Genomic DNA, 19,611 nt, shown 5'->3' on the forward strand with positions numbered 1-19,611 from the left:
CGCACCGGGCCGTCACTGCTGTTGTCGGCGGAGGATGGCGCCGCCGTCGGCGTCGCCCGAGGCCGAGCTCGACGGGTCGGGCGGGCTCGGGGAGTCGGCGTCGCCCGAGGGCGATGCCGACGACGAGGCGCTGGACGAGGCGCTGGACGACGGGCTGGACGACGGGGACGACGAGGGCGACTCGCTTGCGGACTCGCTCGCCGACGGGCTGGACGAGGGCGACTCCGAGGTGGCGCTCGTACTCGGCGACGGAGGCGGCTTGACCGCCGCCCCCATGTCGGTGTCCAGGTCGAACTTCGATGCCTTCTCCCCGCTCAGCGCGGCCTCGGTGTACGCGGCCCAGATCCTGGCCGGGAAGTCACCGCCGTTGACGCGGCCGCCGCCCGCGGTGCCCTTGAGCGAGACCTGCTTGCCGACGCCCTTCAACTCGCCGAACATTCCGACCGAGGTGACCAGGTCGGGGGTGTAGCCGGAGAACCAGGCCGACTTGTTGTCGTCGGAGGTGCCGGTCTTGCCCGCGACCGCCTGGCCCTGCTGCCGCACGGCCTGGCCGGTGCCGTCGTCGACCACCCCGGTGAGGACGGAGGTGACGGAGTCGGCGGCGCCACGGCTGATCGCCTGGCCGTTGGTGGGATCGGGCAACTGGGGCCGCTCATCGCCCTTTTCGGCGGACTTCACGATCGCCGGGGTGACTTTCTTGCCGTGGTTGTCGAGGGTCGCGTAGACCCCGGCCATGTCCTTGGGGCTGGCGCCCATCACGCCCAGCGACATCGCGGGGCGTACGTCGAAGCCGCCCGCGTCCTTCTTCATACCGAGGTCGATGGCGGTGTTCTTCACCTTGTCCAGGCCCACGTCCACCGCCATCTGCGCGAAGACGGAGTTGACGGAGTTGTTCATGGCCTTCTGGACGGAGATGGGCCCGTAGGACTTGTTGTCCTCGTTCGGCGGGGCGAAGCCGGTGAGCGAGCCCTTGACCGGCCGTCTGCTGGTGCCGTCGTAGAGGGTGCTGGATGTGATCGGCGTGCCGTCCTGGGTGGTCGAGCCGTTCTCCAACGCCGAGGCAAGGATCAGCGGCTTGAAGGTGGAGGCGGGCTGGTAGTCCGAGCGGGTGGCGTTGTTGGTCCAGTGCTCCGTGTAGCCCGCGCCGCCGTACATCGCCACGATGCCGCCGTCCTTGGGGTCCACCGAGACGGCGCCGACCTGCGCGTCCTTGTCGACCTTGCGCTTCTTCGGGTCCAGCTTGTCGGTCAGCTCGGTGCGGACCGCCTTCTCCAGCGCCTTCTGCTTCTTCTTGTCGATGTTGAGGGTGACCGTCCAGCCACCGGCCTCGAACTCGTTCTCGTTCACCCCGGCCTTGAACAGTTCCTTCTTCGCGGCGTCGATGAAATAGCCCGCCTGGCCGTCGAGACCCGGGATGGGGCGGGGCTCGATGGGCACGGGGAACTTCATGCCCTCGCGCTCGCTCTTGGCCAGCCAGTCCTTCTCGACCATGTTGTCGAGGACGTAGTTCCATCGGGCCTTGACCAGCCGCTTGCCGTTGGGGCCCGCCGCCGACCAGTCGTACTGGCTGGGCGCCTGGAGCACCGACGCGAGATACGCGCCCTGCCCGACGCTGAGGTCCTCGACGTCCTTGTCGTAGTACGCGCGGGCCGCGGCCTGGATGCCGTAGGCGCCGCGGCCGTAGTAGCTGGTGTTGATGTAGCCCGCGAGGATGTAGTCCTTGGACTTCTGCTGGTCGACCTTGAGCGAGATCACCAGCTCCTTCAGCTTGCGGCTGACGGTCTGTTCCTGGCTCAGGTAGTAGTTCTTGACGTACTGCTGGGTGATGGTCGAGCCACCCTGCTTGCCCCGGCCCAGAGCGGTATTGATCAGGCCGCGGGCGGTGCCGGTGAACGAGACGCCGGAGTCGCCGTAGAAGTCCTTGTTCTCGGCGGCGACGAAGGTGTGCTGCACCTCCTTGGGGATCTTGGACAGCGGTACGGACTCACGGTTGACGTCGCCCGTCTTCGCCATGATCGAGCCGTCGCTGTACTTGTAGATGTTGGCCTCCGCCTTGGCCGCGGCGTTGGCCGGAGGAACCTCCACCAGCAGATAGAGGACGAAGAACGCCCCGACGAGCAGCGCACCGAGCCCGAGGACGTACCCCAGCACCCACTTCCAGGTGAAGAAGCGGCGTATGCCCCCCGACTTCGCCGCCCGCTTGGCTCTGCGAGCGCTCTTCTGCCGCGCGCGTCGCTCTTCCGCTCTACCCATCGCTCCCGCCGCTCCAGTCCGTAAGCCCCCCAGGCCAGCTCATGAAACTAACACCGCAACAACCCTCAAATGCCCATCGATCTAGCTTTTTCCGAAGGTGACAAAAAGCACCCACTCCAAGGGAACTGACGGCTTACGGGCGCCAAGGGTTGCCACCGACTCATAATGTGCTATCACTTTGCTAGACGCACCACCGAACGGAACGGGGAGCCCTCCATGTCCGACGCCACCTCAACCGACTCCATCACCGACCAGGCCGACATACCGTCCCTCCCGGAACCGCAGGTCCGGGAGCGGCCCGCGCACAACGTCAGCGGCGGGCTGGCCCTGCTCGGGGGCCTGGCCGGACTCGCGGGCGGCGTCGGCCTGATCTTCGCGGGGGCCGCCGTCGCCTCCGAGCACAAGGGCGCCGGGTCCACGCTGCTGATCGTCTCCGGCATCGTGGTGATCCTCGCCGCGCTCCTCACCTTGTGCGGCCTCAACACCATCGCGCCCGGCGAGGCCCGGGTGGTCCAGCTCTTCGGCCGCTACCGCGGCACCATCCGCACCGACGGGCTGCGCTGGGTGAACCCGCTCACCAGCCGGGAGAAGATCTCCACCCGGGTGCGCAACCACGAGACCGCGGTGCTCAAGGTCAACGACGCCTACGGCAACCCGATCGAGCTCGCCGCGGTCGTCGTCTGGAAGGTCGAGGACACCGCCCAGGCGATGTTCGAGGTGGACGACTTCCTGGAGTTCGTCGCCACCCAGACCGAGGCCGCGGTGCGGCACATCGCCATCGAGTACCCGTACGACGCCCACGAGGAGGACGCCCTCTCGCTGCGCGGCAACGCCGAGGAGATCACCGAGAAGCTCGCCATCGAACTGCACGCCCGGGTCGAGGCGGCCGGGGTCCGCATCATCGAATCGCGCTTCACCCACCTCGCCTACGCCCCGGAGATCGCCTCCGCGATGCTCCAGCGCCAGCAGGCGGGCGCGGTGGTGGCCGCGCGCCGGCAGATCGTGGACGGCGCGGTCGGCATGGTCGAGGCGGCACTGGCCCGGATCACCGAGGAGGAGATCGTGGCGCTGGACGAGGAGCGCAAGGCCGCGATGGTCAGCAATCTGATGGTGGTGCTCTGCGGGGACCGCTCCCCGCAGCCCGTTCTGAACACGGGCACGCTGTACCAGTGACGGACGAGAGCGGGCGCAAGGCACGGCAGCCGCGGCAGCGCAAGCAGATGCTGCTGCGGCTCGACCCGGCCGTCCATGACGCCCTCGCGCGCTGGGCCAACGACGAACTGCGCAGCGCCAACGCGCAGATCGAGTTCCTGCTGCGCAAGGCGCTCGCGGACGCGGGCCGGCTGCCCGGCGCGGCGCGCCCGATCCCACGCCGGGGCCGCCCGCCGCGGCGGCCCGCCGAGAGCACCGAGGGCGAGGGCCCCACCGAGGGCCCGGAGGGCACCGGCCGCGAGCCACGTCGGCCCTGATCCTCGTCGCACCTCTCTGACCTGCGATGACGCACGTCCCAGCGCAGCTATACACTCCAGGTATACGCATGGTGTAGAGTGCTGGGCATGTCAATTGGCCACACCCTGCTCGGACTCCTCGAGGGCGGCCCGCGCCACGGCTATGACCTCAAGCGAGCCTTCGACGAAAGATTTGGACACGACCGCCCGCTGCACTACGGGCAGGTCTACTCGACCATGTCCCGGCTCCTGAAGAACGGCCTGGTGGAGGTCGACGGCATCGAGCACGGGGGTGGCCCGGAGCGCAAGCGCTACGCCATCACCGACGCGGGCATCACCGATGTGGAGCACTGGCTCACCCAGCCCGAGAAGCCCGAGCCGTACCTCCAGTCGGTCCTCTACACCAAGGTCGTCATCGCCCTGCTCACCGGGCGGGACGCGGCCGATCTCCTCGACGTCCAGCGCGCCGAACATCTGCGGCTGATGCGCGATCTGACCCAGCGCAAGCGCGGCGGCGACCTCAGCGACCAACTCATCTGCGACCACGCCCTCTTCCATCTCGAGGCCGATCTGCGCTGGCTGGAGCTCACCGCCGCCCGCCTCGGCCAACTCGCCAAGGCGGTGCGTTCATGACCCCGGCAGGCTCCTTGCTGATCGCCACGTCCCTGCACAAGACGTACGGTCACACCCCCGCCCTGGACGGCGCGGACTTCTCCATCCACCCCGGCGAGGTCGTCGCCGTCATGGGCCCCTCCGGCTCGGGCAAGTCGACGCTGCTCCACTGCCTGGCCGGGATCGTGAAGCCGGACTCCGGCTCCGTCCACTACAACGGGCGCGAGCTGACCGCCCTGTCGGACGCCGAGCGCAGCGGGCTGCGCCGCGGCGAGTTCGGCTTCGTCTTCCAGTTCGGCCAGCTCGTCCCCGAGCTGAGCTGTGTGGAGAACGTCGCGCTGCCGCTGCGGCTGAACGGCACCAAGCGCAAGGATGCCGAGGCCCGGGCGGCGACCTGGATGGAGCGGCTCGAGGTCGCGGATGTCGCGCACAAGCGGCCCGGTGAGGTCTCCGGCGGTCAGGGGCAGCGGGTCGCCGTCGCCCGGTCGCTGGTCACCGGGCCACGGGTGCTGTTCGCCGACGAGCCGACCGGTGCGCTGGACTCGCTCAACGGGGAGCGGGTGATGGAGCTGCTGACCGAGGCGGCCCGGGAGTCCCGTACCGCCGTGGTGCTGGTCACCCATGAGACCCGGGTCGCCGCCTACTCCGACCGCGAGGTCGTCGTCCGTGACGGCAAGGCCCGGGACATGGCAGGGGCCCGATGAGCGGCCAGGACGCCCCGGCGGAGGAGCCCCGCTCCCGTGTCTCCGTCGCCCGCTGGGCCGCCGATCTGGCCATGGGCGGCCGGTTCGCGGTCACCGGCGGCCGGGAGAGCTGGGCCAGGACGATCATGACGGCGGTGGGCGTCGGCCTGGGGGTGGCGCTGTTGCTGCTGGCCTCCTCCATCCCCAACATGTACCAGGAGCGCAATGATCGGGGCGACGCCCGCTCCACGCTAAGCTTCGGGGGCTCCGAGGTGAAGCCCGGCCCCGATACGCTCCGGCTCAGCGATACGGGCACCACCTATCGCGACCGGGACATCGGCGGCAGGGTCATGGCCCCCGACGGCAAGGGCACACCGCCCCTGCCACCCGGCGTCGACCGGATACCGGCCGCCGGTGAGATGTGGGTGTCCCCGGCGCTGAAGAAGCTGCTCGACTCCGACGAGGGGAAGCTGCTCCGGGACCGGTTCCCGTACCGCACCATCGGGGTGATCGGCGACAGCGGCCTGGCCGGCCCGACCGAACTCACCTACTACGCGGGGATCTCCCAGAAGGCGTTCGGCCACGTCAACTCCGGCTATCACATCGACCACTGGGGCAAGGAGAAGAAGGGCAAGGGCGAGCTCCTGGACCCCGCGCTGCTGCTGCTGATCATCGTGGGCTGTGTGGTGCTGCTGCTGCCGGTGCTCATCTTCATCGCCACCGCGGCCCGCTTCGGCGGTGAGCGGCGCGACCGGCGGCTGGCCGCGCTGCGGCTGGTCGGCGCGGACATCCATATGACCCGGCGGATCGCCGCCGGTGAGTCGCTCTTCGGCTCGCTCCTCGGGCTCGTGGTCGGCACCGGGATGTTCCTGCTGGTGCGGGAGCTGGTCAGCGGCGTCGACGTCTGGGGCATCAGCTTCTTCGCGTCGGACATCGTGCCGAGCGCCCCGCTCGCCCTGGTGATCGCGGCGGCCGTGCCCGCCTCGGCCGTCATGGTCACGCTGATCGCCCTGCGCGGTATCGCCATCGAGCCGCTGGGCGTGGTCCGGAACGCCAAGCCCAAGCGCCGGCGTCTGTGGTGGCGGCTGCTGCTGCCGCTGCTGGGCATGGCCCTGCTGCTGCCGCTCGCGGGCGGCTTCGGGGCCGGCAGCGGCGGAGGCGGCGACCGGAAGGCGTACCAGGCCGCGGCCGGTGCCGTCCTGCTGCTCATCGGCATCACCGCGCTGCTGCCCTGGGTCGTCGAGGCCGTGGTGGAACGGTTCGGCGGCAGGGGCTCGGTGCCCTGGCAACTCGCCACCCGCAGGCTCCAGCTCAGCAGCGGCGCCGCCTCGCGCGCGGTCAGCGGCATCACGGTCGCCGTCGCCGGGGCCCTCGCGCTCCAGATGCTCTTCGCCAGCGTGCAGGCCCAGAACACCAAGGACACCGGCCAGGACCCGCATCGCGCCCAGCTGATGGCGAACGTTCCGGTGAGCAACGGCGACCAGGCCCGTGACGCCTTCGCGCGGTACCGCGCGACCAAGGGCGTGCGCGATCTGCTCGGTGTCACCGAGGACTACGTCTCCGATGTGCACCACAGCAAGGACGACCCGTCCACGTACCCGGAAGAGGCCATCACCGTCGCCGACTGCCCCACGCTCCGCGAGGTGGCCCGCATCACCAGCTGTAAGAACGGCGATGTCTTCCTCGCCGATTCGCCCAGCTACTACGGGGAAGGGGAGAGCTTCGCCAAACCGGGCGCCCAGGTCAACCTCGCCTACCGCGACAATGGTGACCCGGACCTGCGCAAGAAGAAGCTGTGGACGATCCCCGACTCGGCCACCAAGGTGAAGCCCCGGCAGGACCCGATCGGAAGCGAACGCACCGGCATCTTCGCCACCCCCGGCGCCTTCGACATCGCCAACCTGCCGGACCCCCAGGCGTCGGCCATGATCCGGCTGGACCCGAAGGTCCCGGACGGGATCGAGTATGTGCGCAACGCCAGCGTGGCGCTCTCCCCGGCGATGGATGTCATGCAGCTCAGCAGCACCTCGCAGTCGGATGAGTTCCAGGCCATCCGCAAGGCCCTGTTCATCGGCGCCACCGCGACCCTGCTGCTCATCGGGGCCAGCATGATCGTGACCACCCTCGAGCAGCTCCGCGAGCGCAAGCGGCTGCTGTCCGTCCTGGTCGCCTTCGGCACCCGGCGCACCACGCTCAGCTGGTCCGTGCTGTGGCAGACCGCGGTCCCGGTGGTACTGGGCCTGGCGCTGTCGATCGCGGGCGGGCTGGCGCTCGGTGTGATGCTGCTGAAGATGGTCGGCCAGCCGCTGGCCGTGGACTGGACCGGGCTCGGCACCATGACCGGCATCGGCGGCGGGGTCATCCTGCTGGTGACCCTGGTCAGTCTGCCGCCGCTGTGGCGGATGATGCGGCCGGAGGGTCTGCGGACGGAGTAGCTCCCTCTGCTGACTGCCATCGGGGGTCGTTCCCATCTGCGGGAACGGCCCCTTGCCCCTGTTCCCAGCGGTTATGCCACCCGTCTGGGTGAATCCCGGCAAAGGACCTCTTCCTCGGCTTCCGGCCTACGATGATGTCCTCGATACCAGCCAGGAGGAGGCGCCATGTCTGCCGCAGCGGTCGAGTACCCCTGTGACGGTCCCGAGCGGAATCTGCTCGAAGAAGCCGAGCAGCTCTCCGCCATGCTCCCCGGCTACCGCGTCGAGATCATCGGGGCAGAAATCACCGTGACGCCACCGCCCGACATGCCTCACGGGGATTCGCTGACCGACCTCACGTTTGCCTTCGCGCCCGCCCACGGCAAGCTGACGCGAGTGGTCCAAGGTTCGGGCGTGTGGCTTCCCGACAGCCCCTTCGACTACGCCGTACCGGACCTTGCCGTGGTCGACGCCGACTACCGGGACCACTACATCGAGCACAATTGCTACGACCCCACGATCTTCCGTCTGGTCCTGGAGGTCACCTCGAGCAACCTCGGCAACGACCTGAAGACGAAAGTCACCGCCTACGCGATCGCCAAGATCCCCGTCTACGTGATCGTCAACCGCACGAAGCAGCGCATCCACGTCCTGACGGATCCGATCGCCAACGAATACAACCACCATCGCGTCTACGCCCCGGGTGAGCACATCACCCTCCCGGAGTCGATCGGCGCCGAGGTCACCCTGGACGTGGAAGCGGTCCTGGCAGCCGGGCGCCCCTGACACTCACCCCTTGGCAATACGCACCGGCAGCGGTCGCAGCGCCTCCCGCAGGGCCTCCGCGAACGCCTCGAACTCCTCGGTGCGCGCCGCGCCCGCCCGCATGGCCAGGGCTATCCGGCGGGCGGGCGCCGGATCGGCGAAGTCGCCCGTGGCCAGATGGTCGTTGCGCGCGGTCTCCACCCGGAGGGCGGTACGCGGCAGCAGCGTCACCCCGAGCCCGCCCGCGACCAGCTGCACCAGAGTGGAGAGCCCGGCGGCGCTGGTGGTCACCGGGGTGCCCTCGGTGCGGCCCGCCTCACGGCAGATGTCCAGCGCCTGGTCGCGCAGACAGTGGCCCTCGTCGAGCAGCAGCAGATCCAGCTCCTTGAGCGCCTCGCGGGGGATGTCATCGCGTCCGCCCAGCCAGTGGTCCCGCGGTGTGACCAGCACGAAGTCCTCGTCGAACAGCGGCATTTCGACCACCCCGGGCGCGCCGAGCGGCACCGCGAGCAGCAGCAGATCCAGGCGCCCGTGGGCCAGCCCCTCCAGCAGCGAGGCGGTCTGCTCCTCGTGCACCTGGAGATCGAGCCGGGGGTAGCGCTGATGCACCAGCCGCAGCACGGTCGGCAGCAGATACGGCGCCACGGTCGGGATCACCCCGAGCCGCAGCACACCGGTGAAGGGCGCCCGCGCCGCCTCGGCCTCCTCCAGCAGCTCCCCGACCGCTTCGAGCACGGTGCGTGCACGGACCGCCAGCCGCTCCCCCGCCGGACTGAGCAGCACCTTGCGCGTCGTACGCTCGAGCAACTGGACACCGAGTGCCTCCTCGAGCGCGGCGACGGCGCCCGAGAGCGCGGGCTGGCTCATCCCGATGGCGGCCGCGGCATCGCGGAAGTGCAGTTGCTCCGCGACCGCGACGAAGGCCCTGAGCTGGGAAATGCTCGGTTGGCGCGGTTTGCCCTGCGGTGTGGGTGATGCGGCCACTGATAGCCACCTCCAATCAACCCCACCGAGTGTAGCTATTTCACTGATCAATGCACTCTGTGCCAAGGTGGGACCGTCCAACCCCAGGAAAACCCGGATGACTGGGTCTTTCCTATGCAAAAGCTGCAAGGAGTGCGCGTGCTCACTGTCGGTGACAAGTTCCCCGAGTACGACCTGACCGCCTGCGTGTCGCTGGAGAGCGGCAAGGAGTTCGAGCAGATCCACCACAAGACCTACGAGGGCAAGTGGCGCGTGGTGTTCTTCTGGCCCAAGGACTTCACCTTCGTGTGCCCGACCGAGATCGCCGCCTTCGGCAAGCTGAACGACGAGTTCGCCGACCGTGACGCGCAGATCCTCGGTGTCTCCGGCGACTCCGAGTTTGTCCACCACGCCTGGCGCAAGGACCACGCCGACCTGCGTGACCTGCCCTTCCCGATGCTGGCCGACTCCAAGCACGAGCTGATGCGCGACTGCGGCGTCGAGGGCGAGGACGGCTTCGCGCAGCGCGCCGTGTTCATCGTGGACCAGAACAACGAGATCCAGTTCACCATGGTGACGGCCGGTTCCGTGGGCCGTAACCCCAAGGAGGTCCTGCGGGTGCTGGACGCCCTGCAGACCGACGAGCTCTGCCCCTGCAACTGGAGCAAGGGCGAGGACACCCTGGACCCGGTGGCCCTCCTCTCCGGAGAGTGAGCTGATTCACCATGGCACTCGATGAGCTGAAGTCCGCGCTGCCGGACTACGCCAAGGACCTCAAGCTGAACCTCGGTTCGGTGATCGGCAACTCGGAGCTTCCGCAGCAGCAGCTGTGGGGCACCGTGCTGGCCTGCGCGATCGCCTCGCGTTCGGCGCGCGTGCTGACCGAGCTGGAGCCGGAGGCCAAGGCCAACCTCTCGCCGGAGGCGTACACCGCCGCCAAGTCGGCGGCCGCCATCATGGCGATGAACAACGTCTTCTACCGGACCCGGCATCTGCTGTCCGACCCGGAGTACGGCAACCTGCGCGCGGGGCTGCGGATGAACGTCATCGGCAACCCGGGTGTGGAGAAGGCCGACTTCGAGCTGTGGTCGCTGGCCGTGTCCGCGATCAACGGCTGCGGAATGTGCCTCGACTCGCATGAGCAGGTGCTCCGCAAGGCGGGCGTGGACCGCGAGACGATCCAGGAAGCCTTCAAGATCGCCTCGGTGCTGCAGGCGGTCGGCGCCACCCTGGACACCGAGGGCGTCCTGGCCGCGAACGGCTGACCTCGGTCACCTTCGGTCACGTTCGGTCACGTAGAAACGCGGAAGGGCGCCCCACCGATCGGTGGGGCGCCCTTCTGCGTTCGTCCATCGGCCCTATCAGGCCCCGCCCTCCCCGGGCGGCAGCCCCGGCGGCGCGGTGGGCGCCGCGCTGGAGGCGGTGGCGCCGTGCGGGCCCGGGACGGCGCGCAGGGCGTTCTCCTGGCTGTAGCCGCGCAGATAGACGACGACCGTATTGGCGACCGCCACCAGCGGAACGGCCACCACCGCGCCGCCGATGCCGCCGATGAGCGAACCGGCCGCGACCGAGAGCACCACGGCCAGCGGATGGACCCGTACCGCCCGGCCGAGGATGAACGGCTGGAGCACATGGCCCTCGAGCTGCTGGACGGCGAGCACCACGATCAGCACCATCGCCCCCGTGAACACACCCTGGGTGACCAGCGCCACGACCACCGCGAGCGCGCCGGAGACCACCGCGCCCACCAGCGGGATGAAGGCGAAGAGGAAGATGAAGACGGCCAGTGGCACGGCCATCGGCACATCGAGGAAGAACAGACCCACACCGATGAAGATCGCGTCGATCAGCGCCACGATCACCGTGCCGCGCACATAGGCGGTCAGCGTCGACCAGGCGCGCGGGCCCGCGCCCGCCACGCCCTCGCGGGCCTGGGCGGGGACCAGCTTGAGGGTCCAGTTCCAGATCTTCGGGCCGTCGTACAGCAGGAAGAGTGTGGAGAACATCGTCAGCAGGATGCCCGTCAGCACCTCGACGACGACCGTGACGCCCTCCAGCCCCGCCGAGGTGATCTGCTCGGTGTTGGCGCCGACCGCCTCGCGCAGGCTCTTGGCCACATGGTTGATCTGCTTCTCGGTCACATGGAACGGGCTGTGCAGCAGCCAGCGCCGCAGATCGTCGATACCGGCCTGGACCTCGCCCGAGACCTCGTCGACGTTCTCCATGACCTGCCAGACCACGAACCACACGACCAGGCCCATGACGACGAAACCGGCGATGAAGGTGAGCGCGGTGGCCAGCCCGCGCGGCACACCGCGCCGGCGCAGCCGGGTCACGGTGGGCTCCAGCAGCGCGGTGATGAGGATCGCGACGGTGAAGGACAGCACCACCAGCTGGACGGAGCTGATGACGCGCATGAGCACCCACACCGTGCCGCCGAGCACCAGCAGCCGCCAGGCCGCCTCGGCTGCCACGCGGACGCCCCAGGGCACGGCGGCCACCGGATCGGGTCTGGCGGAGACGGCGGGGGCGTAGGCGGGCGGGGCGGGCACACTGGCCGGCTGCTCCGGCCGGGCGGTCTCGCCCTCCCCCGCCGCGCCCTCGGGAGTCTCGGGGCTCGCCGGGCTCTCGGGGCTTCCCGGGCTCTTCCTGCCCTCGGCGCCCTCGGCGCTCTCGGCGCCCCGCGGGCGTTCTTCAGATGGTTCAGGCCCCGGTCCAGGCCTCGGTTCAGCTCCCCGTTCGGGCCTCGGTCCGGGCCCCGGTGGCGTCCGCGGGCCGGTGTCACCGTCGCCCTCGCGCCCCCGCATCTCGGCCTGTTGGGATTCGAGCCGGTGGGCGAGCCGGGTAAGTCCGGTTCCCAGCCTGCCGACCCACTGCGGCAATTTGGACATTTCTCGTTTCCTACCCCCAGTTTCCCCCTAGGCCGTCAAGGAGACGTTACCTGCTGAGGATGCGCGAAACCCCCGACCTGAGCCGGGGGTCTCGTGAAGCGTTCGATGCTGGGCCGCTACCGGGCGGGACCCGGTGGAACCGGCTCAGTAGTGGCCGTTGGCCTGCCAGAACGACCAAGCGTCACACGGGCTGCCATAGCGCTCGTTCATGTAGTTCAGGCCCCACTTGATCTGGGTGGCCGGGTTGGTCTGCCAGTCGGCGCCCGCCGAGGCCATCTTGCCGGCCGGCAGCGCCTGCACCAGACCGTAGGCACCCGACGAGGGGTTGGAGGCCTTGTAGTTCCAGGTGGACTCGCGGTCCACGATGTTGCTGAAGCACTGGAACTGACCGCTCGGCACGATCTGCCGTGCCATCGCCTGGACCTCGGCCACGGTGTACGAAGCCTGCTGGGGGAAGCTGGAGGCGTCCCGCGTGGCCGAACGGCTCGCGATCTCCTGCTTCTTCTTGGCCTCGCGCTCCTTGGCCAGCTTCTCGGCGGCTGCCTTGTCCGCGGCGGCCTTCTTGGCCTTCGCGTCCTTGGCCGCCTGCTTGCGGGCTGCTTCCTCTGCGGACTTGCGCGCCTCCGCGTCGGCCGCGGTGGACTGGACGTCCGCCTGCTGCGTCAGGGATGCGGTCTGCGCGACAGCCTGCTGCCCAGCAGGTATGTCCGCAAGGAGCGTCGAATCGGCGGCGGTCGCCTCGATCGGGTCGGACGAGCCCTGCTGCTGCTGTCCGCCCGCGGCGACGCCGACGACGGCGCCCACAGTGGTGACCGCGGTGGCCGAAGCCACTGCGAATCCCCGGACCGAAATCCGGCTCACTCGGTTTCCTTCCAGCATCGCCCGCTTAGGTGACCTCGCGGGCGCAATCGTGCCCCTGACGCTGGCCTCCCCTTGTTCCGTCCCCGGTGGTGCGATGGGGTCGGCTGGTCACGGGAGGCACGGGCCCGGTGGGGATCACCTGCGGGAGATCCTCGAGGTGCTCGGGCGGCATACGGCGAACGCTGTTCAGTTCTGATACTGCTGTTGCTCGGTACCGCTGGGGGTACTGGTGTGCCGTATGCGGGGCCTGACAGAACCCACACACTGCCGGACGCGGAGCCCCCTAGGCAATTCCCCGCCAGGTGTGAAAGCTCACATCCTGTTTACGCCCTAGGGTTTCTGGAAATCCCCGCGCACCAAGACGCCGCGCGGCTAAGCTCGTTGGCCTTTCCGCGCGGCGCCCTGTGGTCGCAAATGACTCAACCGGCTCAGATGTGGCCGTCCTCCAGCATTTCGGTCACCAGCGCCGCGATCGGCGAACGCTCGGAGCGGGTCAGGGTGACATGCGCGAACAGCGGATGCCCCTTCAGCTTCTCGACGACCGCCACCACACCGTCGTACCGCCCGACGCGGAGGTTGTCCCGCTGCGCCACATCGTGGGTGAGCACCACCCGGGAGTTGGCGCCGATCCGGGACAGCACGGTCAGCAGCACGTTCCGCTCCAGCGACTGGGCCTCGTCGACGATGACGAAGGCGTCATGGAGCGAGCGGCCGCGGATGTGCGTCAGCGGCAGCACCTCCAGCATCCCGCGCCCCACGACCTCCTCGATCACCTCGGCGCTGGTCACCGCGGACAGGGTGTCGAAGACCGCCTGCGCCCAAGGGCTCATCTTCTCGGCCTCGGTGCCGGGCAGATAGCCCAACTCCTGGCCACCCACCGCGTACAGCGGGCGGAAGATCATCACCTTGCGGTGCTGACGCCGCTCCAGCACGGCCTCGAGACCGGCGCACAGCGCCAGCGCCGACTTGCCCGTACCGGCCCGGCCGCCCATCGAGATGATGCCGACCTCCGGGTCGAGCAGCAGGTCCAGGGCGATGCGCTGCTCCGCGCTGCGCCCGTGGATGCCGAACGCCTCGCGGTCGCCGCGCACCAGCCGCACCTGCCCGTCCGGGGTGACCCGGCCCAGCGCGTTACCGCGCTCGGACTGGAGCACCAGGCCCGTGTGCACGGGCAGCCCGGCCGCCTCGGGGACGTACGCCGTCTCGGCGGCGAACAGGTCGTCCACCTGTTCGGCCGAGACGGCGAGCTCCGCCATCCCGGTCCAGCCCGAGTCGGTGATCGCCAGCTCCGCGCGGTACTCCTCGGCGAGCAGACCCACCGAGGATGCCTTGATGCGCAGCGGCAGGTCCTTGGACACGACGGTGACGTCGTACCCCTCGGCCTGCAGGTTTCTGGCGACCGCGAGGATCCGCGAGTCGTTGTCCCCCACTTTGCCGCCGTGGTTCAGGAAGGCGGCGGGGAGGATGCCGGGGTCGGAGTGGTTGAGCTCGACGCGCAGAGTGCCGCCCAGATCCCCGATCGGGATCGGAGCGTCCAGGCGGCCGTAATGGACGCGGTACTCGTCCAGCTGGCGCAGCGCCTGCCGTGCGAAGTACCCGAGCTCCGGGTGGTGCCGCTTGGCCTCCAGTTCCGTGACCACCACGACCGGCAGCACGACTTCGTGCTCGTCGAAGCGGGCCATGGCATTGGGGTCGGCCAGCAGGACGCTGGTGTCGAGGACATAGGTGCGCCGGTCGTGCTCGCGGCGTTTCTTGCTGGTCACCACGGGTGGACGAACCCCCTCGGGAGAGGTCGGGGTGCGACGGCGTCGCGGGAGTGAGGTATCCCCGCCGCAGACGGGGAACGGACCGGGCTCAGGCCCCACTGGGAGGGCCGAGCGCCGGCCCTCCGCGTCATACGCACGATCCGCACAGTCGTCCGTGTGCAAAGGGCCTCCCGGGCGAACGGCCCGATGCCGTCCGCTGGCAGTTCGACGCCCAACTGGACAGGTGGGACAGGGCGTCGACCTGGAAGGGATATTCCCTCGAACGTGCGGGGGCATGCAACGGCATATGACGGCGCGGATATGAACGTTGTGAAACCAGCGTGCTACACGGCCCGGGGCCGGACGCCTGCCGGCGTCCGGCCCCGGGCGGTGAACTGCGGTGCTACTAACGGGAACTAGTTGCCGTACCTGCGATGACGGGCGGCGTAGTCGCGCAGCGCGCGGAGGAAGTCGACCTTGCGGAAGGCGGGCCAGAAAACTTCACAGAAGTAGTACTCCGAATGGGCACTCTGCCACAGCATGAAGCCCGAGAGCCGCTGCTCGCCGCTGGTGCGGATCACCAGGTCCGGATCGGGCTGCCCACGGGTGTACAGATGTTCGGAGATGAGGTCGATGTCGACGATCTCGGCGAGCTCCTCGAAGGAGCTGCCCTTGGTGGCGTGGTCCAGCAGCAGCGACCGCACCGCGTCGGCGATCTCCTGCCGTCCGCCGTACCCGACGGCCACGTTGACCAGTATTCCGTCGATGTGCTCGGTGTCCCGCTCGGCCTCCTTGAGGACCGTCTGGGTGCGGGAGGGCAGCAGATCGCGGTTGCCGACGTGGTGCACCCGCCAGCGGCCGTCGGCGGCCAGGGCGCGGACCGCGTCCTCGATGATGCTCAGGAGCGGTACCAGCTCCCCCTCGGGGCGGTCCAGGTTGTCGGTGGAGAGCAGCCAGAGCGTGACGACCTCGACGTCCGTCTCGCTGCACCAGCCGAGCAGCTCCTGGATCTTGCTGGCGCCCGCCTTGTGGCCCTGCTCGGCGGTGCCGCCGGCCGCGCGGGCCCAGCGGCGGTTGCCGTCGAGGATGACTCCGATGTGCTTGGGCACCTGGGCGTGATCGAGGCGGCCTTCCACCCGGCGTGCGTAGAGCCCGTACACCAGGTCGCGCAACTTCACGTCTTCCAGCCCCTCAGTGCTTCACATGGCTCGCCATGGCAGTCCGCCCCAAGGCCGACACCCTACTGCGGGGCGGTGGGACTGGCTAACCGGGACGGCCGAATGACCGCATCCCGTCACGCTTCGTAGCCGACCGTGTGGGATACGTGCCGCCCCTTTGAGCCCAGAAGCCCGAAATAGAGCGGGCCGGTCCGTGGGGGGGAGTACGGACCGGCCCGAGGGGGGGCTTCCACCATAACGCTTCGTGAGGGAATGTCCATGCATCTCGGCGCGGCCGGCCCTCCGCGCGCCGATGTCATCCGGCGCCGAGCGCCCCCAGCACCAGTCCGGCACCCGCCCCGAGGATCATGAACGGGCCGAACGCCATCGCGGTCCGGCGCCCGGCCCGCCGGGTCAGCACCAGTCCCACCGCGCAGCAGGAGCCCAGCAGCAGCCCGGCGAGGGCGCCCACGAGAAGCACGTCCCAGCCGTACCAGCCGAGGGCGACCCCGAGGGTCAGCGCGAGCTTGACGTCGCCGAACCCCATCCCGCTCGGGCTGATCAGGAACAGCACCAGATACGCCCCGCCCAGCACCGCGCCGCCCAGCAGCGCGCGCGTCCAGGACCCGGCGCTGTGCGGCAGCAGCGCCGCCGCGCCGAGCAGCGCCGCGGCGCCACCCGCCATGGGCAGGGTGAGGACGTCCGGCAGCCGGTTGACCGCCAGGTCCACGGCCGTGAGCAGCACCACGAGCGGCACCAGCAGCAGCCACACGGCCAGCTCAGGGCGCGCGCCGACGGCCGCCGCCAGGCCCGCGCACACCAGCGCGGTGAGCACGGCGGCGAGCACCGGGCCCGTCCCGTAGTCCCGCTCGCCGTCCCGGCAGCCGGCGCAGCGGGCGGGGCCCAGCCAGCCGCGCGCCGGGCCGGTGAGCGCGTGCCCGCGCGGACAGGCGCCGCGCCAGGGCTCCTCCGGCTCGACGGCCAGCCGGTAGAGCGGGCGCGGTACGAGCAGCCCGGCGGCCGCGCCGTACGCGGTGGCGAGCACGATCAGCAGCGGTTGCACGGGCCGAGCCTACGGAAGCGCCCGGCCGGTGGAACACTGCCGGGACGGGCGGACGGCGTGGAACGGGCGAAGGGGGCGCGGGTCATGAGCCGCTGGCGGGACGGTACGGGGACGCTGCGCGTGGTGGGCGGCTCGGGCGGCGCGGACCGCGGCTCGGGTGGCGGCTCGAACGGCGTGAAGGAGGACCCGGGGGGCGTGGCGGGCAGCGCGGGGCGCGCGGAGGGCATTCCGCTCACCATCGCCGCCTCCTACCGCGCCCGCGCCCGCGGGCTGCTCGGCCGGGACGGGCTGACCGGCGCGCTCCTGCTCACCCCCGCGAGCGGGGTGCACACCTTCCGGATGCGGTTCGCCATCGACGTCGCCTATCTGGACCGGCACCTCACCGTCCTGGACGTCCACACCCTGTCCCCCGGGCGGCTCGGGCGGCCCCGGCTGCGGTCCCGCCATGTGCTGGAGGCGGAGGCGGGCGCGTTGGAGCGCTGGGGCGTGCGGCGGGGGGTGCGCGTCGTGATCGCCCCCGGCCCTTCAGCGCCGCCGCCTCCTTCTGTACGCTGACGTCTCGGTGTCATGGTTGGGACACCCTCGATCGGTCATGGTCGGACACCCTCGATCGCGGTCGAGATCATCGAGGTAGAGGTATAGGGGTAGGGGTAGCACGGTGACGACCACGGGCAAGATTCTGCGTTTCGACGAGTTCCGCGGCTACGGCTTCATCGCTCCGGACGACGGGGGCGAGGACGTCTTCATGCACGCCAACGACCTGCTGGACGAGAAGCACCTGTTCCAGCCCGGGTCCAAGGTGCGGTTCGTTCCCGAGTACGGCGACAAGGGACCCAAGGCTTCCGAGGTGCGCATCGTCGAGCGTGCCGCGCCGGTCGTACGGCCCTCCGCCGGTCCGGACGGCGACGACACCATGTGCGATGTGCTGTCGGTCACCGAGTTCCGGCAGGAGCTGACCGAGGCGCTGGTCGAGGTGGGCGGCACTCTGACCGCCGACCAGATCAAGCAGGTGCGCAGGCGGGTCATCGAGATCGCCCAGGCGCACAACTGGATCGAATCCTGACGTCGGGCCCTGTCGGGTCCTGACAGCAGGGTGAGGGGCCGCCGCCGCGACGAACCGTCGCGGCGGCGGCCCCTTGGCTTTCGGTGAGCCTCAGCTGAGCCTCAGCTTCCGGTGACCCTCAGCATCGCCCACATCGCCGCCGTAGCGGCCACCACGGTCGCCGGTGCGGTCAGCAGCCCCAGGCGGGTGAACACCCCCAGGTCGGAGCCGGTCTCCGGGTCGTGGCGGTGGACTATGCGCCGCCACAGCAGGGTGGCCAGGGAGCCGACATAGGTGAGGTTGGGGCCCAGGTTGACGCCGATCAGTACGGCGAGCACGGGGCCGGGGCCGCCACCGGAGGCGATCGGCAGCAGCGCCAGCACGGCGGGCAGATTGTTGATCAGGTTGGCCAGCACCGCCGCGACCGCCGCGATCCCCAGCAGCGCGGGCAGGCTCGCCCCGGTGGGCAGCACCTGGCCCAGCGCCTCCTGGAGGCCGCCCGCCAGCACGGCCTGGACCACCACCCCGAGCGCCAGCACGAACAGGCAGAACAGCGGCCCGGTCGCGCCGATCGCCTCCCTTACGGTCGCCCGGCGCCGCCGCAGCGCCCTTACGGTGAGCACGAGGGCGCCCGACCAGGCCGCCCACTGGGGGTCGAGGCCCGCCAGCGAGGTGCCGACGAACCCGGCGAGGGTCAGCAGCAGCACGGTCACCGCGAACACCGGCACCCGCGGCCAGTCGGCGGGCGGGGGCTCGCTGGTCCCGGCGGCCAGATCGTCGGCGAAGAAGCGGCGGAAGACCAGGTACTCGATGCCGATGGTCACCAGCCAGGCGGGCCCCATCAGCACGGCGAACCGGGTGAAGGAGACCCCGCCGGCCTCCAGGGCGAGCAGATTGGTGAGGTTGGAGACCGGGAGGAGCAGGGACGCCGAGTTCGACAGATGGGCGCAGGCGTACACATGCGGCCGGGACCGCGCCCCGAGCCGGGCCGCCGTGGCGAACACCACGGGCGTGAGCAGCACCACGGTGGCGTCCAGGCTCAGCACGGCGGTGACGGCGGCCGCGACGGCGAACACCCCGCCCAGGAGCCGGTCCGTACGCCCCGCGCAGGCCCGCGCCACGGCCTGCCCCGCCGCCTCGAAGAGCCCCTCGTCCGCGCACATCCGGGCCAGCAGCAGCACGGCGGCCAGAAAGCCCACGACGGGCAGCAGCTCCCGGGCCTCCGCCCAGGCCCGGGCGGGCGAGACCGCCCCGATGGCCACCACGATCCCGGCGGCGGGCACGGCCGCGACCGCTTCCGGCAGACCCCGGGGCCGTACCACCGCGAAAGCCAGTACGCCGAGGAGCAGGGCGACGGCAAGGGTCTCGGCGACGGCGGTACTCAGAACGAACTCCGGCGAAGGGTGCGATCAACACACCTATGATGCGGCATCGGACACCGCGGCCACGCTCGGCCGGTTCGGGGCCGACCTGGGTCAGCCGGTCCTGGGAGGTGCCCGACGGATCGTGACGCCTGCGGCGCGCTGCTTTCCCCTACCCGCCCCTTCCCGATACCAGGGGCTTCGCCCCTGGACCCCGTGGCCTGGGGCGGGGCCCCAGTCCGGAGCCTGGGGCGGAGCCCCGGTTGCGGGGCCTGAGGCAGGCCCCGGTCCAGAGCCTGGGGCGGAGCCCCGGTGGGGGCTGGCGCGGAGCCCCCAGTCCAGAGCCCGGGGCG

18 protein-coding genes are annotated in these 19,611 nt (G+C 70.3%); 10 read left to right on the forward strand and 8 right to left on the reverse strand.

Annotation, left to right across the window (positions count from 1 at the left end; genetic code table 11):
* Positions 1-12: 12 nt before the first annotated feature.
* Complete coding sequence (locus GWI24_RS02195) at positions 13-2,253, reverse strand: transglycosylase domain-containing protein (RefSeq protein WP_210944181.1); 2,241 nt, start codon at positions 2,251-2,253, stop codon at positions 13-15.
* A gap of 216 nt (positions 2,254-2,469) precedes the next feature.
* Here GWI24_RS02195 and GWI24_RS02200 point away from each other — a divergent pair, with 216 nt between their 5' ends.
* From GWI24_RS02200 to GWI24_RS02225, 6 genes are all read left to right on the forward strand, one after another.
* A complete protein-coding gene (locus tag GWI24_RS02200; RefSeq protein ID WP_210944182.1) occupies positions 2,470-3,426 on the forward strand; it encodes an SPFH domain-containing protein in 957 nt (318 codons plus the stop codon).
* A gap of 47 nt (positions 3,427-3,473) precedes the next feature.
* Complete coding sequence (locus GWI24_RS02205) at positions 3,474-3,722, forward strand: hypothetical protein (RefSeq protein ID WP_247615753.1); 249 nt, start codon at positions 3,474-3,476, stop codon at positions 3,720-3,722.
* An 87-nt stretch (positions 3,723-3,809) separates the two neighbouring features.
* Positions 3,810-4,334, forward strand: a complete 525-nt coding sequence (locus tag GWI24_RS02210) for a PadR family transcriptional regulator (RefSeq protein ID WP_137979351.1) — start codon at positions 3,810-3,812, stop codon at positions 4,332-4,334.
* Positions 4,331-5,017 (forward strand): ABC transporter ATP-binding protein, encoded by a 687-nt coding sequence (locus tag GWI24_RS02215; RefSeq protein ID WP_210944184.1) that lies wholly within the window; start codon positions 4,331-4,333, stop codon positions 5,015-5,017. Before GWI24_RS02210 ends, GWI24_RS02215 begins: the two co-directional genes overlap by 4 nt.
* Positions 5,014-7,431: an ABC transporter permease gene (locus GWI24_RS02220; protein WP_210944185.1), complete on the forward strand. Its 2,418-nt coding sequence runs from the start codon at positions 5,014-5,016 to the stop codon at positions 7,429-7,431. Before GWI24_RS02215 ends, GWI24_RS02220 begins: the two co-directional genes overlap by 4 nt.
* Positions 7,432-7,596: 165 nt before the next feature.
* Positions 7,597-8,196, forward strand: coding sequence for a Uma2 family endonuclease (locus GWI24_RS02225; RefSeq protein WP_210944186.1), 600 nt, complete (start codon positions 7,597-7,599; stop codon positions 8,194-8,196).
* A gap of 3 nt (positions 8,197-8,199) precedes the next feature.
* Here the strand turns inward: GWI24_RS02225 and GWI24_RS02230 are convergent, their stop codons facing one another.
* On the reverse strand, positions 8,200-9,159 hold the full coding sequence (locus GWI24_RS02230; protein ID WP_210944187.1) for a hydrogen peroxide-inducible genes activator: 960 nt from the start codon (positions 9,157-9,159) through the stop codon (positions 8,200-8,202).
* A gap of 138 nt (positions 9,160-9,297) precedes the next feature.
* On the opposite strand from GWI24_RS02230, the gene GWI24_RS02235 reads away from it, so the two are divergent.
* Together GWI24_RS02235 and GWI24_RS02240 are read left to right on the forward strand one after the other, a co-directional pair.
* On the forward strand, positions 9,298-9,852 hold the full coding sequence (locus GWI24_RS02235) for a peroxiredoxin (protein WP_210944188.1): 555 nt from the start codon (positions 9,298-9,300) through the stop codon (positions 9,850-9,852).
* Positions 9,853-9,863: 11 nt separating this feature from the next.
* Positions 9,864-10,403, forward strand: coding sequence for an alkyl hydroperoxide reductase (locus GWI24_RS02240; RefSeq protein WP_210944189.1), 540 nt, complete (start codon positions 9,864-9,866; stop codon positions 10,401-10,403).
* A gap of 96 nt (positions 10,404-10,499) precedes the next feature.
* On the opposite strand, the gene GWI24_RS02245 is transcribed toward GWI24_RS02240, so the two are convergent.
* The 5 genes from GWI24_RS02245 to GWI24_RS02265 form a co-directional block, all read right to left on the reverse strand.
* Entirely contained in the window at positions 10,500-12,029 is a 1,530-nt protein-coding gene (locus GWI24_RS02245) for an AI-2E family transporter (protein WP_210944190.1), read from the reverse strand.
* Positions 12,030-12,173: 144 nt separating this feature from the next.
* Complete coding sequence (locus tag GWI24_RS02250; RefSeq protein WP_210944191.1) at positions 12,174-12,908, reverse strand: transglycosylase SLT domain-containing protein; 735 nt, start codon at positions 12,906-12,908, stop codon at positions 12,174-12,176.
* 410 nt (positions 12,909-13,318) lie between these two features.
* A complete protein-coding gene (locus GWI24_RS02255; RefSeq protein WP_210944192.1) occupies positions 13,319-14,656 on the reverse strand; it encodes a PhoH family protein in 1,338 nt (445 codons plus the stop codon).
* Between the two features lie 395 nt (positions 14,657-15,051).
* Positions 15,052-15,813 carry an isoprenyl transferase gene (locus tag GWI24_RS02260; protein WP_210944193.1) on the reverse strand — a complete coding sequence of 254 codons (762 nt, stop codon included), beginning with the start codon at positions 15,811-15,813 and terminating at the stop codon, positions 15,052-15,054.
* Between the two features lie 295 nt (positions 15,814-16,108).
* Positions 16,109-16,855: an A24 family peptidase gene (locus tag GWI24_RS02265; RefSeq protein WP_210944194.1), complete on the reverse strand. Its 747-nt coding sequence runs from the start codon at positions 16,853-16,855 to the stop codon at positions 16,109-16,111.
* An 84-nt stretch (positions 16,856-16,939) separates the two neighbouring features.
* On the opposite strand from GWI24_RS02265, the gene GWI24_RS02270 reads away from it, so the two are divergent.
* Together GWI24_RS02270 and GWI24_RS02275 are read left to right on the forward strand one after the other, a co-directional pair.
* The gene (locus GWI24_RS02270; RefSeq protein ID WP_210944195.1) at positions 16,940-17,410 is read left to right on the forward strand and encodes a DUF192 domain-containing protein; all 471 of its coding nucleotides are present in this window, start codon (positions 16,940-16,942) and stop codon (positions 17,408-17,410) included.
* A 103-nt stretch (positions 17,411-17,513) separates the two neighbouring features.
* Positions 17,514-17,918, forward strand: coding sequence for a cold shock domain-containing protein (locus GWI24_RS02275; RefSeq protein WP_210944196.1), 405 nt, complete (start codon positions 17,514-17,516; stop codon positions 17,916-17,918).
* A gap of 101 nt (positions 17,919-18,019) precedes the next feature.
* On the opposite strand, the gene GWI24_RS02280 is transcribed toward GWI24_RS02275, so the two are convergent.
* Positions 18,020-19,282: an SLC13 family permease gene (locus tag GWI24_RS02280; protein ID WP_210944200.1), complete on the reverse strand. Its 1,263-nt coding sequence runs from the start codon at positions 19,280-19,282 to the stop codon at positions 18,020-18,022.
* Positions 19,283-19,611 lie beyond the last annotated feature (329 nt).

Source organism: Streptomyces sp. MK37H (genome assembly GCF_018035285.1).
Classification (GTDB): Bacteria; Actinomycetota; Actinomycetes; order Streptomycetales; family Streptomycetaceae; genus Streptomyces; species Streptomyces endocoffeicus.